At 64.3% G+C, this 15,293-nt stretch carries 16 protein-coding genes; 7 read left to right on the forward strand and 9 right to left on the reverse strand.

The window, feature by feature from the left end:
• The first annotated feature begins 178 nt into the window (after window positions 1–178).
• The 5 genes from CIT39_RS08545 to CIT39_RS08565 are packed head-to-tail and all read left to right on the forward strand — an operon-like array spanning window position 179 to window position 3,764.
• Window positions 179–790, forward strand: coding sequence for a DUF1285 domain-containing protein (locus CIT39_RS08545; protein ID WP_094975740.1), 612 nt, complete (start codon window positions 179–181; stop codon window positions 788–790).
• Window positions 787–1,458: a CoA pyrophosphatase gene (locus tag CIT39_RS08550; protein ID WP_094975739.1), complete on the forward strand. Its 672-nt coding sequence runs from the start codon at window positions 787–789 to the stop codon at window positions 1,456–1,458. Before CIT39_RS08545 ends, CIT39_RS08550 begins: the two co-directional genes overlap by 4 nt.
• On the forward strand, window positions 1,455–1,718 hold the full coding sequence (locus CIT39_RS08555; protein WP_094975738.1) for a DUF6111 family protein: 264 nt from the start codon (window positions 1,455–1,457) through the stop codon (window positions 1,716–1,718). Before CIT39_RS08550 ends, CIT39_RS08555 begins: the two co-directional genes overlap by 4 nt.
• Window positions 1,719–1,728: 10 nt before the next feature.
• The gene (locus tag CIT39_RS08560; RefSeq protein WP_094975737.1) at window positions 1,729–2,997 is read left to right on the forward strand and encodes a CCA tRNA nucleotidyltransferase; all 1,269 of its coding nucleotides are present in this window, start codon (window positions 1,729–1,731) and stop codon (window positions 2,995–2,997) included.
• Window positions 2,994–3,764: a sulfite exporter TauE/SafE family protein gene (locus CIT39_RS08565; RefSeq protein WP_094975736.1), complete on the forward strand. Its 771-nt coding sequence runs from the start codon at window positions 2,994–2,996 to the stop codon at window positions 3,762–3,764. The genes CIT39_RS08560 and CIT39_RS08565 overlap by 4 nt, the downstream gene beginning before the upstream one ends.
• A 10-nt stretch (window positions 3,765–3,774) precedes the next feature.
• Here CIT39_RS08565 and CIT39_RS08570 read toward each other — a convergent pair whose 3' ends face one another.
• From CIT39_RS08570 to CIT39_RS08610, 9 genes are all read right to left on the reverse strand, one after another.
• Window positions 3,775–4,341: a hypothetical protein gene (locus tag CIT39_RS08570; protein ID WP_094975735.1), complete on the reverse strand. Its 567-nt coding sequence runs from the start codon at window positions 4,339–4,341 to the stop codon at window positions 3,775–3,777.
• A 197-nt stretch (window positions 4,342–4,538) separates the two neighbouring features.
• Window positions 4,539–6,680, reverse strand: coding sequence for a glucans biosynthesis glucosyltransferase MdoH (gene mdoH, locus CIT39_RS08575; protein WP_094975734.1), 2,142 nt, complete (start codon window positions 6,678–6,680; stop codon window positions 4,539–4,541).
• Window positions 6,668–8,128, reverse strand: coding sequence for a glucan biosynthesis protein G (locus CIT39_RS08580; protein WP_414645246.1), 1,461 nt, complete (start codon window positions 8,126–8,128; stop codon window positions 6,668–6,670). Before CIT39_RS08580 ends, mdoH begins: the two co-directional genes overlap by 13 nt.
• 189 nt (window positions 8,129–8,317) lie before the next feature.
• Entirely contained in the window at window positions 8,318–8,917 is a 600-nt protein-coding gene (locus CIT39_RS08585) for an Isoquinoline 1-oxidoreductase subunit (RefSeq protein ID WP_244607546.1), read from the reverse strand.
• Window positions 8,918–9,024: 107 nt separating this feature from the next.
• Window positions 9,025–9,228: a DUF2158 domain-containing protein gene (locus CIT39_RS08590; protein ID WP_094975731.1), complete on the reverse strand. Its 204-nt coding sequence runs from the start codon at window positions 9,226–9,228 to the stop codon at window positions 9,025–9,027.
• A gap of 322 nt (window positions 9,229–9,550) precedes the next feature.
• Window positions 9,551–10,291 carry an HAD family hydrolase gene (locus tag CIT39_RS08595; protein WP_162308415.1) on the reverse strand — a complete coding sequence of 247 codons (741 nt, stop codon included), beginning with the start codon at window positions 10,289–10,291 and terminating at the stop codon, window positions 9,551–9,553.
• A complete protein-coding gene (gene hemF / locus CIT39_RS08600) occupies window positions 10,288–11,175 on the reverse strand; it encodes an oxygen-dependent coproporphyrinogen oxidase (RefSeq protein ID WP_094975873.1) in 888 nt (295 codons plus the stop codon). Before hemF ends, CIT39_RS08595 begins: the two co-directional genes overlap by 4 nt.
• A gap of 18 nt (window positions 11,176–11,193) precedes the next feature.
• Complete coding sequence (gene queE / locus CIT39_RS08605) at window positions 11,194–11,826, reverse strand: 7-carboxy-7-deazaguanine synthase (protein ID WP_094975729.1); 633 nt, start codon at window positions 11,824–11,826, stop codon at window positions 11,194–11,196.
• Between the two features lie 18 nt (window positions 11,827–11,844).
• The gene (locus tag CIT39_RS08610; RefSeq protein ID WP_094975728.1) at window positions 11,845–12,303 is read right to left on the reverse strand and encodes a tRNA (cytidine(34)-2'-O)-methyltransferase; all 459 of its coding nucleotides are present in this window, start codon (window positions 12,301–12,303) and stop codon (window positions 11,845–11,847) included.
• A 286-nt stretch (window positions 12,304–12,589) separates the two neighbouring features.
• Here CIT39_RS08610 and petA point away from each other — a divergent pair, with 286 nt between their 5' ends.
• Complete coding sequence (gene petA, locus CIT39_RS08615) at window positions 12,590–13,120, forward strand: ubiquinol-cytochrome c reductase iron-sulfur subunit (protein ID WP_094975727.1); 531 nt, start codon at window positions 12,590–12,592, stop codon at window positions 13,118–13,120.
• 62 nt (window positions 13,121–13,182) lie between these two features.
• Window positions 13,183–15,246, forward strand: a complete 2,064-nt coding sequence (fbcH, locus tag CIT39_RS08620) for a cytochrome b/c1 (protein ID WP_094975726.1) — start codon at window positions 13,183–13,185, stop codon at window positions 15,244–15,246.
• Window positions 15,247–15,293: the final 47 nt, after the last annotated feature.

Consider the following 15,293-nt stretch of genomic DNA (forward strand, 5'->3'; position numbering starts at 1 on the left):
CTTGCAGGAAGGCCATGTATTCGTTGAATTAACCTATCCCCACCTTATCGGCTTCGGGTTATGTACGGCATCACGAAGTGGCGACCTTGCACACCGGACTAATCCGGGGTGGAACCGTGCACCCGAGTACAACGTAGACCTGCACCAATCGTGCCAAAGGACAAAGTCAGGGCAAACCATGGCGAACCAAGGGCAGAGTGCCGATCGCGGTCTTGAGGGGCTGACTGCTGCCGCCAAAAGTGCTGCCAATAGCGAAGGCGCCAAGAAGGGGCTGCCTCCGGTGCATCTGTGGAATCCGCCGTTTTGCGGCGATCTCGACATCCGAATCGCCTCAGATGGTACTTGGTTCTACTTGGGCACGCCAATCGGGCGTCCCGCTCTGGTCCGGCTGTTCTCGACCGTCCTCAAGCGCGAGGGCGACAAGCATTTCCTGGTCACGCCGGTGGAGAAGGTCGGCATCCGCGTCGACGATGCGCCTTTCATGGCGGTCGAGATGCAGAAGGACGGCGAGGGAGAGCATCGCGTGCTGCGCTTCCGCACCAATGTCGATGACTGGGTCACCTGCGATGCCGCGCATGGCTTGCGTTTCGAGCAGGCCGAGGACGGCGGGCTGACGCCGTACCTGCATGTTCGCGCCGATCTCTGGGCCAAGGTCACACGAGCGCTCTACTACGATCTGGTTGACATGGGCGAGGAGCGGATGGTCGATGGCCAGCCGATGTTCGGCGTCGAATCATCGGGCGAATTCTTCGCCATGGCCGATGCGGAGCAGGTGAGGGCCGCGCTTTGAACAAGCCTATCCTGAAAAGCGATCCTGTCGCCGTCGGCGCGGCGGATTTCTTCGCCCGCTCGAAGACGAAGCTCGGCTTCGACGTTCCGCTCGGCCTCTACGATCCGAACATCATTCCGGCTTCGGGCGATCCCGGCACCGACAAGATGCTCGAGATCGTCGCGCGCGAGCAGCCGGTGCGCCCCGCGGCGGTCCTGATCGCGGTGGTCGATCATCCCGAGCCGACCATCCTGCTGACACAGCGCTCGGCGCATCTCAACGACCATGCCGGCCAGATCGCTTTCCCCGGCGGCAAGATCGACGCGACCGATTCCTCGCCGCTGGACGCGGCGCTGCGCGAGGCCGAGGAGGAGGTCGGGTTGTCCAGAGACTTCGTCGAGCCGCTCGGCTATCTCGATCTCTACGGCACCGCCTTCGGTTTCCGCATCCTGCCGACGGTCGCGAGGGTCAGGCCCGGCTTCGAGCTCACCATCAACCGTTCCGAGGTTGATGACGCGTTCGAGGTGCCGCTATCCTTCCTGATGAATCCGGTGAACCATCAGGTGCACAGCAAGGAATTCCGCGGCATGGAGCGGTCCTATTACGCGATGCCGTTCGCGGAACGCTACATCTGGGGCGCGACGGCGGGCATGCTGCGTGTGCTCTATGAGCGGATCTATTCATCATGATCCGGCCGGTTCTGACCGAGATCGGAATCTTCCTCGTTCCCTTTGCCGTCTATGCGCTGTTCCTGGCCGCGACGCGCTCCGGCCTGTTCGCGCGATCGTCCTGGCCGGTGACCGTCGTTGCGCGGCTCGTCCTTGCCGCGCTGGTGCTGGTGATCGCGGGGCTGATCGGCTTTGCGCATTTCTCCGGCGCCGCCCCGGATTCGACCTACGTTCCCGCCCATATCGAGAACGGCCGGCTGGTGCCGGGCGTGGAAAAATAGGGGCCGCACGATGAGCGCGGAGCCGATATTTGCCCCGATTCTTGCCGATGCGCCCTGGCTGACCGCAGGCGGGACCGCGCGCGTCCTGCAATTGCTCAACGCTGACGGCGAAGAGGCGCGGGTGGTCGGCGGCGCCGTGCGCAACGCGCTGCTCGGCCTGACGCCCGGCGACATCGACATCGCGACCACGGCGCGGCCGGAGGAGGTGATCCGGCGCGCCAAGGCTGCCGGCATCAAGAGCGTGCCGACCGGCATCGACCACGGCACAGTCACGCTGGTCATCGACAGCCACCCCTATGAAGTCACCACGCTGCGCGAGGACACCGAGACCTTCGGCCGCAAGGCCAAGGTCGCGTTCGGACGCGACTGGGTGAAGGACGCCGAGCGGCGCGACTTCACCATGAACGGCCTGTCGGTCGATGCGCGCGGCGTCGTCTACGACCATGTCGGCGGCATCGCGGATGCCAAAGCGCGCCGCGTGCGCTTCATCGGCGATCCCGACCAGCGCATCGCGGAGGATTATCTGCGTATCCTGCGCTTCTTCCGCATCCACGCCGCCTTCGGTGCCGGCGATCCCGACCGCGACGGCTATCTCGCTTGCATCCGGGGGCGTGCGGGTCTGGCCAACCTCTCGGCCGAGCGGGTGCGGATGGAGATGCTGAAGCTGCTGGTGGCCGGCGGCGCGTCCGCGGCAGTGCTGGCCATGGCCGAGGGCGGATTGCTGCAGGCGCTGACCGGCGGCGTCGCCTATACCGGGCCGCTGTCGGCGATGATCGCGATCGAGCGCGAGCTCGGCCTCGCTGCAAGCAGCACGCGGCGCCTCGCCGCGCTGACCGTCGCCGTGACCGAAGATGCCAAGCGGGTCGCCGCGCGGCTGCGGCTCTCCAATGCCGAAACCAAGGCACTGGATTCGATGGGCCATCGCTGGTGGCGCTTCGCCACCAAGGACGAGGCCAATGGGCGGCGTCTGCTCTATCGGCTCGGCCCCGAACGTTATCACGATCGTGTGTTGCTGGGCTGGGCGCGGGCCGGTGGCGACGTCACCTCGACGCACTGGCGCGCGCTCGCCGAACTGCCGCAGCGCTGGACTGCGCCGAAATTTCCGCTCAAGGCCGCCGACTTCATCGCGCGCGGTCTGGCGGAGGGACCCGCGCTTGGACATGTGTTGACGCTCGCCGAGGACGCTTGGCTTGCGGCGGATTTTCCACTAGATGATGCCGCGCTCGCTACCATCGCCGATCAAGCTGCGGCCCGCATCAGCCGCGATGAGAGAACGTGACCATCGTCTCAGGCTTCGCCGACATCTCGATCTTTCAGCTCCTGCTGGTCGCGTTGATGGCGTTGTTTGCTTCGATCATCGGTGGTCTCGCCGGCTATGGCACCGGCGCCCTGATGCCGCTGGTGCTGGTGCCGCTGGTCGGCGCCGAGCCCGTGGTGCCGATCATCGCGATCTCCGCGATGTTCACCAATTCGAGCCGTGCACTCGCCTATATTCGTTATGCCGATCGCCGCCGCGCGCTGATCGTGCTCGCCTGCGCAGGCCTGACGACCGCACTCGGCGCCTATGGCTATACCCGCCTCACCAACGCCGGCGCGGCACTGGTGATCGGCTCGATGCTGATCCTCAGCGTGCCGCTGCGCCGCGTGCTCCGCCGCCGAAAGGTCAGGATCGGCGACAGCGGCCTTGCCGCTGGCTCGGTGGGTTACGGCGTGCTGGTCGGCGGTACCTCCGGCTCCGGCGTGATCCTGCTCTCGCTCCTGATGGCCGCGGGCCTCGAAGGCGCCGCCGTGATCGCAACGGACGCCATGATCTCGCTCGGTACCGGCCTGATCAAGATCTCGGTGTTCGGCCTGGCCGGCGCCGTCACCGCGCAGGTGCTCGCCCTCGCGCTGCTGATCGGCGCGATCGCGATCCCCGGCGCGTTCCTGGCAAAAGCTTTTGTGGAGCGGATGCCGCTGCACATCCACACCGCGATCCTCGATGTCGCGGTGATCACCGGCGGGCTGGTGATGATTTCAGCGGCGGCGAGGCAGCTGATCGCGTAGACGACCCGGCTCAGCGCACAGTCGCATCGGGCGCCGCGTTCAACGGCGCTCCCCCGACCGATATCGGGCCGGTCGGGGCCGTTGGGCGCGGTGGCTTCTTTTGCTTCGGGGCGAGGCGCGCTGTTGCAGCGGGCGCAACGGGAGGCATTGAAGCCGATGGCATCGCGGCACTGGGGGCAGCCAGCGGAGCCGGTGTGACCGATGCCTGCGGGGCCGGGCTCCTCACTGCGTCAATTTTCGAGCTGAGGTTGGCAAGTTGACTTACGATCGCCTTCAATTGCTCTTGCTGATCGGCGATGGCCCTGTCGATCGCCGCCAGGTCGTCGGCCGTCTTTTGTTGCGCGGCGAGCAGGTCAGTCATGATCGCCTTGTCATTGGATCTGCTGTCGGCATCCCCATCCTCGCGTCCGGCGGACTGACTGAACAATCCCGGGTTCAGCCAGACGTAACCTGCCCCTGCGCCTGCGAGCGCCAGGACAACGACCACGAAGAGCGCGAACGGCCATCGGCGACGCGGCGCGGGCACCAAGGGCGGTGGGTCCACAACTGGCCAATTCGGAGGCGATTCGATGCTCATCCGAACGTCCTAGTCAGCCTTTTCGTCCAACGCAATTGGTGCGGCAGCGATCGGCAGCCGTGAGCAAGGGACGCCCGGCAGCACCGCGCTGCGGTCGCCGATGCCGATGGACGTGATCGGGTCAGCGCTGCCGGATCGGCAAGACGCCGCTTTCGCTTCGGCATTCTGGCACGCGATAACGGCTTGCGCCGCGATGGCTATTCCTGCCTGCCTGGAGGCATCTCAAGGACCTGTTTGAGCAGCGTCGGATGGCCAAGCACGGCGTGCAGTTCGGATCTGTCGAGCCAGGCAGCGGCATCCTCCTGGCTTTCGCATTGCTCGACCTTGGCGGTTGCGGTCGCAAGAGGCACGTCGACGAGCCCAAATCTGCGCGGGCTGGCAGGCGACAGCGAGCCCAGATGCTCGGCCAGCAATTCAGGGTCCCGGCCGAGCTGGTGTAGAGCCCCGGCCATTTCAGTGCGCTCGGATGCGGCGAGCTCGTTCGCGCGCAGCACCACGGCAGGCGAGCTGTTGGTTTCCGGCGTGGCAAAGACTCCGGGCGCGCTCAGCCGCGAAGAGGTGATGATCCCCAACGGGATCGAAAGCAGCAGTCCCAGCACCACCGGCGACATCCAGAGCAGCAGGGGCAAGGAGACCGCATAGGCGCAGAGCGACAGGGCGAGGCCGAACAGTGTCGGTCCGGCGAGCTTTCGATAGACTTCGCCGCGGGCAGGCCGTCCATCGCCTCGGCGCTGCACTTGCCAGCCTGCGTCCCGGCCGGCGAGAATTTCCACGACGGCCTTGGTCTGGAGGATCATCATGCAGGGCGCTAGCAATGCAGCCACGAACGTCTCGCAAACGACACCCGCCAGAGCACGAAAGCTTCCTGCAAATCCGGCTCGTTCGTCACGATTGCTGATCAGAACCAGATAGGCCAGCAGCTTCGGCAGGATCAGAAGCCCCATTGTCGCGGCAAAGACCCAGGCCGCAAGCACCGGGTCCTGTTGCGGCCAGCTGGGAAACAAACTGAAGCCCTTCGGAAAGTATTCGGGCCGGATGAAGTGCGCCTGCAGCGAGATGAGCAGACCGAGCAACAGGAACAGAAGCCAGAGCGGCGCCGTCACGTAGGAGCCGATGCCGGTGAGCAGATGCAGCCTCGAAACCCAGTGCAGCCCGCGCGCCGGCAGAACCGCGAGATGCTGCAGGTTTCCCTGGCACCAGCGACGGTCTCTCCCCGCAAAGTCCAGCAGCGACGGCGGGACCTCTTCGAAGCTGCCGCGAACCGCCGGGACCATATAGATCCCCCAGCCGGCGCGGCGCATCAACGCGGCCTCGACAAAATCATGGCTGAGGATGTGTCCTCCGAAAGGTTTGCGACCGCGGAGTTCGGGCAGTCCGGCCTCCGCAGCGAAGGCCTGTATCCGGATGATGGCGTTGTGGCCCCAATAGTTGCTGTCGCCGCCGTGCCACCAGGCATTGCCCGCCGTGATGAGGGGACCGTACACGCGTCCCGAAAATTGCTGCAGCCTGCTGAACAGGGTGCGCGCGTTGACGATGACAGGCTGCGTCTGCATCAGCGCGCAAGTGGGGTGGCGTTCCATCGCGTGGACGATGCGAACGATCGTGTCAGCCTCCATGAGGCTGTCCGCGTCGAGGACGATCATGTGATCATAGGCCGCGCCAAACCTGGTGACCCAGTCGGCGATGTTTCCGGACTTCCGCGCGGTGTTGTCGGAGCGATGCCGGTAGTACAGCCGATCTCCGCCGCAGGCACGGCGCAGCTGGATGAAGGCCATCTCTTCGCTGATCCAGACGTCCGGGTCGGTCGTATCGCTCAGCAAGAACCAGTCGAATTGTGCGCCATATCCGGTCGCTTCGACGGATTCATACATTGCGCGCAGCCGGGCCATCACATGATGGGGGTCCTCGTTATAGGTCGGCATCAGCATGGCGGTGCGCGTGGTGATGGGAGGCAGCGGGTCTGTCGTGTCGATCGGCAGGCTGACCTGGCCGCGCGTCAGCAGCACGAAAAATCCGGCAAGGGCGGACATGAACGAGAACGCGACCCAGGCGAGCAGCACAAGGAACAGGCCGAGCAGCAGCGCCTCGAGAAAGGTGACACCGCCAATTTTCACCACGTCGTACATGCCGTAGGCGCCTGCAAGCGTCAGCAAGGCCGTACCGGCAAAGATGAAGAGACGGCGAGCCGTCAGGCTAGCGCTCGCCGGCGCTTGCGATTGCCGGACGCCGGCTGCGTGATCCAGCCTGCACGGCAGCATCGTCAGCGGGCTTTCCGGCGGCAGAAACGGGCGGGCGGGGGCGCTTGGCAGTGGCGCCTGCGACCGCTTCAGGGCGTCCATCGATAGATCCATATTTCAGAGACCGGCGCATCGTTCTGCGCGAGGAAAGCGCGCAGTTCGATCGACGGCTGCCCCTTGACCGAGCATTGGAAGCTCAGACGCCATCCGCCAGTCGCGGGATTTGGTTGCGTGACGATGTTGCTGATTTCAGCTTTTTCAGCGGTCACCATGCCTTTGACGGCCTTGGGATCGATGCTTTTGAGGCGATCGCCCATCAGCTCCAGGACGAACAGCTTGCTGTCATCGCCACGGCTGCCGATACCCGTGCGCGTGAACCGCGCCAGTGCGTCGGCTTTCGGCGCGTCCGGCCCCCAGTGCAGTCGATAGGTAAAGATGTGCTCGCTCTTTGCCGTCAGGGGCTGTTTCGGCTGCCAGAGCGTGGCGATATTGTCGTGGACCTCTTCCTTGGTCGGTATCTCGATCAGTTTCACCGCCCCTTCGCCCCAATCGCCGATCGGCTCGAACCAGAGGCTCGGGCGGGTCTCAAAACTGGATTCCAGATCCTGATAAGCGAGATAATTCCTCTCCCGCTGCATGAGGCCGAAGCCGCCAGGATTGACATCGGCAAAACTGCTGACCTGCAAATCGTGCGGATTGTTGAGCGGCCGCCAGAGCTGCTCACCTCTGCCGTTGAAGATCGAAAGTCCATCCGAGTCGTGAACCGAGGGGCGGAAATCATCGAAGTCCTTCCGATCGTTCGGACCGAAGAAGAACATGCTGGTCATCGGCGCGAGCCCCGCGTGCTCGACGTCGACCCGCGGATAGAGAGCCATCTCGACGTCGAATACCGTGGTTTGGCCCGGCCGTATGGTGAAGCGGTAGCTGGCTGCTGCGCTCTTGCTGTCGAGCAGCGCATGGACCACCATCGAGGAGGAGTTCGGCGCCGGCTTCTCCAGCCAGAACGCCTTGAACACCGGAAACTCTTCGCCTTTGCTCTCGCCTGTATCGATCGCAAGCCCCCGCGCCGACAGACCATAGGTCTGTCCTTTCGCAACGGCCCGGAAGTAGCTTGCGCCAAGGAATACGCAAAGTTCGTCGTAATAATCGGGTTTGTTGATCGGGGTATGGATACGGAAGCCGGCGAACCCGAGGTCCGCATCCGGCCATTGCCCGAGCCCTTCGCCGAACGAAAAGTCGGCGCGCCGATACGACACCGGTGTGACGCTCCTGTTCGCCACCTCGAAGATGTCGACCCTGTTCTTGTAGAAGAAGCCGCGGTGGAAGAACTGCACCTGGAACGGCAGCTTTTCGTCACGCCATAGCGCCTTTTCGGGTGCGAACCGAATGGATCGGTATTGGTCGTAGTTGAGATTCGTCAGTGCGTCCGGAAGCTTCTCGTCCGGCGCCACGAACGGCTTGGCGGCAAGGGCGCGCGCCTGCTCGCGCACGGTGGAAGGGCTGAAGGGCGGGGCGTCGCCGGCCTGAGCGTCCGCAGCCCGTGGCAGTATGGCTGCAGCTGAAACAGCAGCTGATGCGCGAAGAAGGTCTCGGCGGTTCACGCGCGTCTCCCGGTTTTGGAAGAGATGGAAACGGCCAATGTTCCCGGGAGTTCCATTGCTCGGCGTGGCCGTCGCGACATCTAGGGAGGTCAGCTGTTGCACCGTTATGAGCGACGCAACGTCCGGATATTGCCTGCGTCAGCGCGGGCACTCGGCGCCGCTATCGATCCAGGCCTGCACCAGCTCGCCCGCCACCTGCTGGCTGCCCGGAGCCGGCTTGCGGCCTTCGCCGGGATTCCAACCCCACGCGACGAGATCATCCTTGGCGATGTGTTCCTGCAGCGCGGCGAGGTCACGACCGCCATTGAGTTGGACGTCCTTCAGCTGGCGGCAAATGTCGCCCAACGACTTGCCTTCCCACGCCATGGACAGTGGCGCGAAGCCCCATCGCGGATGACCGGGAATGCTTCGATAGGTGGCCGCTTCGTGAAGCGAAAAGTTCTTCCCGCTATGGCATCCGGAGCAGCTGACCTCGTAATGCCCGGTCTCGGCACGCCATATAGGCGGTACATGCTCGTGGCTATCGTCGCCCTGCAACGGATGATCGCCGGCCGGGTGGCAATTCATGCAACGCGGATTGGTGAGCACCTTGCCGATTTCTTCGAACAGCGCGCGCGAGCGGTCGGCTTGATTTGAAATCGACGAAAACCCGGCGGCATTCCGCAGTGTTGTGGAAGCAGACGAGGGGTCCGCACCGCTCGGGCGAGAGCCAGCCATCGCTACGACGAAAGCGAACATCGCAAGGCTTCCGGCCCGAACGGCGAATTGAGGCGCGCGGATCATGACATCCTAATCGACGCCTCCTGGTTTAGTTCCCGCGCCGCCAGGATCAGGTCCTGGCGCGCCTATTCCTCGTCTTCGTCTTCATCCTCGTCGTCCTCGTCCAACTCTTCCAGTTGTTCGAGCACGGCGAGCGGTAGGGTCTCGCGAAACAAATCGCCTTCCACGCCCATCCAGAGACAGAGTGCGTCGTCGCCCTTCACTTCGGCGACGGTGAGCGGCTGCCCGCCGGATTTCAGCATGACGATATCGCCGGCTTTCAGTTCCATGGATGGTCCTTTCAGGTTGATTGACTTAAGAAGCTAGCAAGCCGTCATGACACGCCAATCACGGGATGGAGACCCGCGAATGTGTCCGGCTGGCCTCAACTTCCTAAACGCCTATGGCAGAGGTTCGAGTGGGGGATCGCTCGATGGTCACCAAGGGCTGTTCCGTCCCGGGCGCGGCGATGATTGCATCATGCGCCCGTTTTGCCCGACGGGTCAAATGATTTCGTAAAATCAGCAGTTCGTTTTCGGCGTGCCGTAAGCCGTTGTTATTGCAGCAGCCGTCTACTGTGCATGGGGTTGTTTTTCGATATTTTGCTTTTGGTCAGGTCCGGTCCGGCACCAGTTCGGTCAGCGAGCGGATAATGCGGTCGGGTCTGACCGTCGAGCCCTCGGGCAGGCCGTCGCCGTGCACGTCGATCCAGATCGCGTAGATACCGAGGCGCTGCGGCGTCACCACTTCCCATTCCAGATTGTCGCCGATCATCCACGTGTCCGCGGGCGTGACCCCAAGCGCTTCCATCGCGTGCAGATAGGCGCGCTCCTCGGGCTTGCCGAAACCGTGCTCGCCCTCGATCTGGATGTGGTCGAAGCGGTGCGCCAGCTCGAACCTCTCGACCTTGGCGCGCTGCATGTCGGCGGCGCCATTGGTCACCAGCGCAAGCTTGATACCGCGCGCCTTCAATTGATCGATCGCCTCATGCGCGCCGGGGAAGACGAACATCTCCTCCTCGCGATAGGCGGTGAAGCGGTCGGCGAGGCGGATGGCGAGGTCGTCGGGCAGGGCGCGATGGCCGGCCGCCGCGAGCGCGGCAAAGCCGCCCTTGACCGTGAGGTGCCGCGCTTCGGCGAGCTTCATCCGCCAAGCGGCTTCGGCGTTCGCCCAGAAGTTTCGCGCGAACGCGAGGACCGTGGTTGCGACCAGCTCGGGCGGCAGCGGCGCAAGCTCGTCGGCAAATTCCTTCGCGATCGTGTTCCAGGCGATCTCGGGCCGGCCGTAGGCCGACAGGATGGTGTCGTCCATGTCGATCAGCATGGCGCGGGGAAGCGGCTTCGAAACAGTCATGGCCACTTCACCTCCGGCGGCATCGACGACAGGATCGAATCGACATTGCCGCCGGTCTTGAGCCCGAAGATGGTGCCGCGATCATAGAGCAAATTGAATTCGACGTAGCGGCCGCGCCGGATCAACTGCTCCTCGCGGTCGGCAGCAGTCCAGGCGTTCGCGAAATTGCGCCTGACGATCTCGGGGTAGATCTTCAGGAAGGCGCGGCCGACCTCCTTGGTGAAGGCGAGATCGGCGTTCCAGTCGCCGCTGTCATGCCAGTCGTAGAAGATGCCGCCGATGCCGCGCGCCTCTTTGCGGTGCGGTAGATAGAAATATTCGTCGCACCATGTCTTGTACTTGTCGTAGTCGGCAACCCCGTTCGGCTGCGCACAGGCCTGCTTCATCGCGGCGTGGAAGGCGATGGTGTCCGCATCGTCCTGCGTCCGCCTTCGGTCCAGCACCGGCGTGAGATCGGCGCCGCCGCCGAACCAGGCTTTGGTGGTGGCGACGAAGCGGGTGTTCATGTGCACGGCGGGCACGTTCGGATTGCGCATATGCGCGATCAGCGAAATGCCCGAAGCCCAGAATTTGGGATCCTCCGCGGCACCGGGAATCTGGGCGCGAAATTCGGGCGCAAACTCGCCATGCACGGTTGAGCAGTGCACGCCGACCTTCTCGAACAGGCGGCCATGCATCATCGACATCACGCCGCCGCCGCCGGGCGCGCCGGTATGGTCGGTGCGCTGCCAGGGCGTGCGCTTGAAGCGGCCGGCCTCGCCCGGGTAGAGGCTTTGCGGGGCGTCGTCCTCAAGCCGCTCGAAGCTCGCGCAGATGTCGTCGCGCAAGGCTTCGAACCAGCTGCGGGCACGGGTCTTGCGGTCTTCGATCTCCGCCATGTCCATCTGCATCCCGGTCGCGTCCTATCTGATGCCGAGCGATTTGTGCGTCTGCACGCTGAGCCGCCATTGCGGATGGCGCAGGCAGTAGTCGATCGCGCGCGCGGTGTTCTCGATGACCTCGGCCCCGTCCATCGGCTGCAGCGAGAAGCGCTCGAAGGCGAGGTCCTCGAAGGCTTCAGGGGCGGCGAGGGCCTGCGGATAGACCAGCTTCAACTCGTGGCCCTGGCGCAGCACCAGCTCGCTGCCGCCCTTGGGGCTGACGCAGATCCAGTCGAGCCCCTCGGGAGCTGCGATGGTGCCGTTGGTCTCGACGCCGATCTCGAAGCCGCGGGCGTGGAGCGCCTCGATCAGCGCGGCGTCGACCTGGAGCAGCGGCTCGCCGCCGGTCAGCACCACGTAGCGGTTGGCGGCGGTGGCACGCCATTGCGCGGCGATGGTGTCGGCGAGTTCCGCGGCCGAGCCGTAGCGGCCGCCGAGGGTGCCGTCGGTTCCGACGAAATCGGTGTCGCAGAACTTGCAGGTGGCCTCGAGACGGTCCGCCTCGCGGCCGCTCCAGAGGTTGCAGCCGGCAAAACGGCAGAACACGGACGCACGCCCGGCATGGGCGCCTTCGCCTTGCAGGGTCAGGAAGATCTCCTTGACCGCGTAACTCACTCGTCTCTCCTCAATCTGTCAGGCCTGCGGGTTCCGGATCTGCCGCAGCGCCTCGCCGGCGGCCATGGCCGCGGTCATGGCGACATTGAGCGACCGCAGCCCCGCTTTGATCGGGATCACCAGCCGCGCATCGGCGGCCTCGACCACCGCGTCGGTGACACCGGCGCTCTCGCGCCCGAATAGCAGGATGTCCGACGTCTGGTAACGGAAATCGCGGTAGTCGGTGGCAGCTTTGGTGGTGAACAGCAGCAGGCGGTAGTCATGTGCCGCGCGCCAATCCTCGAATTTCGACCAGGAGTCATGGCGGGTCAGGCTGACATGGTCGAGGTAGTCCATTCCCGCCCGGCGGAACAGGCGGTCGGAGACGGGGAAGCCCGCCGGTTCGATGATGTGGGCGGCGATGCCCAGGCAGGCGCAAAGCCTGAGAATCGTGCCGGTGTTCTGGGCGATGTCGGGTTGGAAAAGCGCTATCTGCATGGGCTGTGCGAGGGCTGTATCGGGGCGATGCGTGCCGGAAATGTCTCACTAAAACACCGCCGGCCGCGGAATTCGTGCATTGCACGCTCCCGCGCCGATAGCGGGCTTGCGCTCGCCCGGCAAGGGTGCCAATAGAACGATTCTGGACTGCTGTTTCATCCGTTTAGAGGTGAATGAGCGAAGTTCTGCCGCCGCGGGGGGCCGCGGGCGCCGGCAGACTGTTCCGGGGACCTTGGGGGCTCCTGGAGCGGTTCCACCGGTGGCATAAGAAGAAAGGGTTGGAATCGTGACGACAGCGTCTTCGGCGGACCATCCGACACGCCGTGATTTCTTATTCGTTGCAACCGGGGCAGCTGCAGCAGTAGGGGGCGCAGCCGCGCTCTGGCCCTTCATCTCCCAAATGAATCCTGACGCGTCGACCATCGCCGCCGGTGCGCCGATCGAGGTCGATCTCAGTCCGGTCGCCGAAGGTCAGGACATCAAGGTGTTCTGGCGCGGCAAGCCGATCTACATCAGCCACCGCACCAAGAAGCAGATCGACGAGGCGCGCGCCGTCAACGTGGCGAGCCTGCCCGATCCGCAGACCGACGAGGCCCGGGTCAAGTCCGGCCACGAGCAATGGCTGGTCGTGATCGGCATCTGCACCCATCTCGGCTGCATCCCGATCGCCCATGAAGGCAATTACGACGGGTTCTTCTGCCCCTGCCATGGTTCGCAGTACGATTCGTCCGGCCGCATCCGCCAGGGGCCCGCGCCCTTGAACCTGCCGGTGCCGCCGTACACTTTCGTTTCCGACACCAAAATCCAGATCGGCTGAGCCTCGGACCCGCGTCCGAAGCTTCGCGCCGTCTCGTCGTTTTATTTCCTCAGGATCGCATCATGAGCGGACCATCCGACTACCAGCCGAGCAATCCGGCCCTGCAATGGCTCGAACGGCGCCTGCCGATCCTCGGCCTCATGCACTCCTCGTTCGTCGTCTATCCCACCCCGCGTAACCTGAACTATTGGTGGACCTTCGGCGCCATCCTCTCCTTCATGCTGGGGATGCAGATCCTGACCGGCGTGATCCTGGCGATGCACTACACGCCGCATGCCGATCTCGCCTTCAAGTCGGTCGAGCTGCTCGTCCGTGACGTCAATTACGGCTGGCTGCTGCGAAACATGCACGCCTGCGGCGCGTCGATGTTCTTCTTCGCGGTCTACATCCACATGCTGCGCGGCCTGTACTACGGTTCCTACAAGGAGCCGCGCGAAGTGCTGTGGATCCTCGGCGTCATCATCTACCTGCTGATGATGGCGACCGGCTTCATGGGCTACGTGCTGCCGTGGGGCCAGATGAGCTTCTGGGGCGCTACCGTCATCACCAATCTGTTCTCCGCCATTCCCTATGTCGGCGAGAGCATCGTGACGCTGTTGTGGGGCGGCTATTCGGTCGGCAACCCGACGCTGAACCGCTTCTTCTCGCTGCACTACCTGCTGCCGTTCCTGATCGCAGGCGTCGTCGTGCTCCACGTCTGGGCACTCCACGTTGCGGGCCAGAACAATCCTGACGGCGTCGAGCCGAAGACGGAAAAGGACACGGTGCCGTTCACGCCGCATGCCACGATCAAGGACGGCTTCGGCGTCGCCTGCTTCCTGCTGCTCTACGCCTGGTTCATCTTCTACATGCCGAACTATCTCGGCGACGCCGACAACTACATTCCGGCGAACCCGGGCGTGACCCCGCCGCACATCGTGCCGGAATGGTATTACCTGCCGTTCTACGCGATCCTGCGCTCGATCCCGAACAAGCTCGCGGGCGTGGTGGGGATGTTCGGCGCGATCATCATCCTGTGCTTCCTGCCCTGGCTGGACGCAGCGAAGACGAGGTCGTCGAAGTACCGTCCGCTGGCCAAGCAGTTCTTCTGGATCTTCGTCGTGGTCTGCATCCTGCTCGGCTATCTTGGCGCGCAGCCGCCGGAAGGCATCTACGTGATCGCCGGCCGTATCCTCACGGTCTGCTACTTCGCCTACTTCCTGATCGTCCTGCCGCTGCTCTCGCGCATCGAGACGCCGCGGCCGGTGCCGAACTCGATCTCGGAGGCGATTCTGGCCAAGGGCGGCAAGGCGGTGGCCTCGATTGCCATCGCGCTCGTCGCCGCCGGTGCGCTGTTCCTGGGCAGTCTGCAGGACGCACGCGCCTCCGAGGGCAGTGACGTGCCTCCGGGCAACAAATGGTCGTTCTCGGGCCCTTTCGGTAAGTACGACCGCGGTGCGCTTCAGCGCGGTCTGAAAGTCTACAAGGAAGTCTGCGCCAGCTGCCACGGCCTGTCCTACATCGCCTTCCGCAACCTCGGCGATTCCGGCGGCCCCGGTTATTCGGTGGCGCAGGTGGCCGCGTTCGCCTCGGACTACAAGGTCAAGGACGGTCCGAACGATGCCGGCGATATGTTCGAGCGCCCGGGCCGGGCGGCCGACTATTTCCCCTCGCCGTTCCCGAACGAGCAGGCAGCGCGCGCGGCGAACGGCGGAGCTGCGCCGCCCGACCTGTCGCTGATCACCAAGGCCCGCTCCTACAAGCGCGGCTTCCCGATGTTCATCGTCGATTTCTTCAGCCAGTACCAGGAGCAGGGCCCGGACTACGTTTCGGCCGTGCTGCAGGGCTTTGATGACCACGTGCCCGAGGGCGTGACGATTCCGGACGGCTCCTACTACAACAAGTACTTCCCGGGCCACGCCATCAAGATGCCGAAGCCGCTCAGCGACGGCCAGGTGACCTATGACGACGGCTCCCCGGCCACGGTCGCGCAGTACTCGAAGGACGTCACCACCTTCCTGATGTGGACCGCCGAGCCGCACATGGAAGCGCGCAAGCGCCTCGGATTCCAGGTCTTCGTGTTCCTGATCCTGTTCGCCGGTTTGATGTATTTCACCAAGAAGAAGGTCTGGGCCAGCTCGCACTGAGCGGCGCTTGACGAGAAATGAAGAAGCCCCCGCAAGGGGGCTTTTTT

This window comes from Bradyrhizobium symbiodeficiens, assembly GCF_002266465.3.
Taxonomy (GTDB): Bacteria; Pseudomonadota; Alphaproteobacteria; order Rhizobiales; family Xanthobacteraceae; genus Bradyrhizobium; species Bradyrhizobium symbiodeficiens.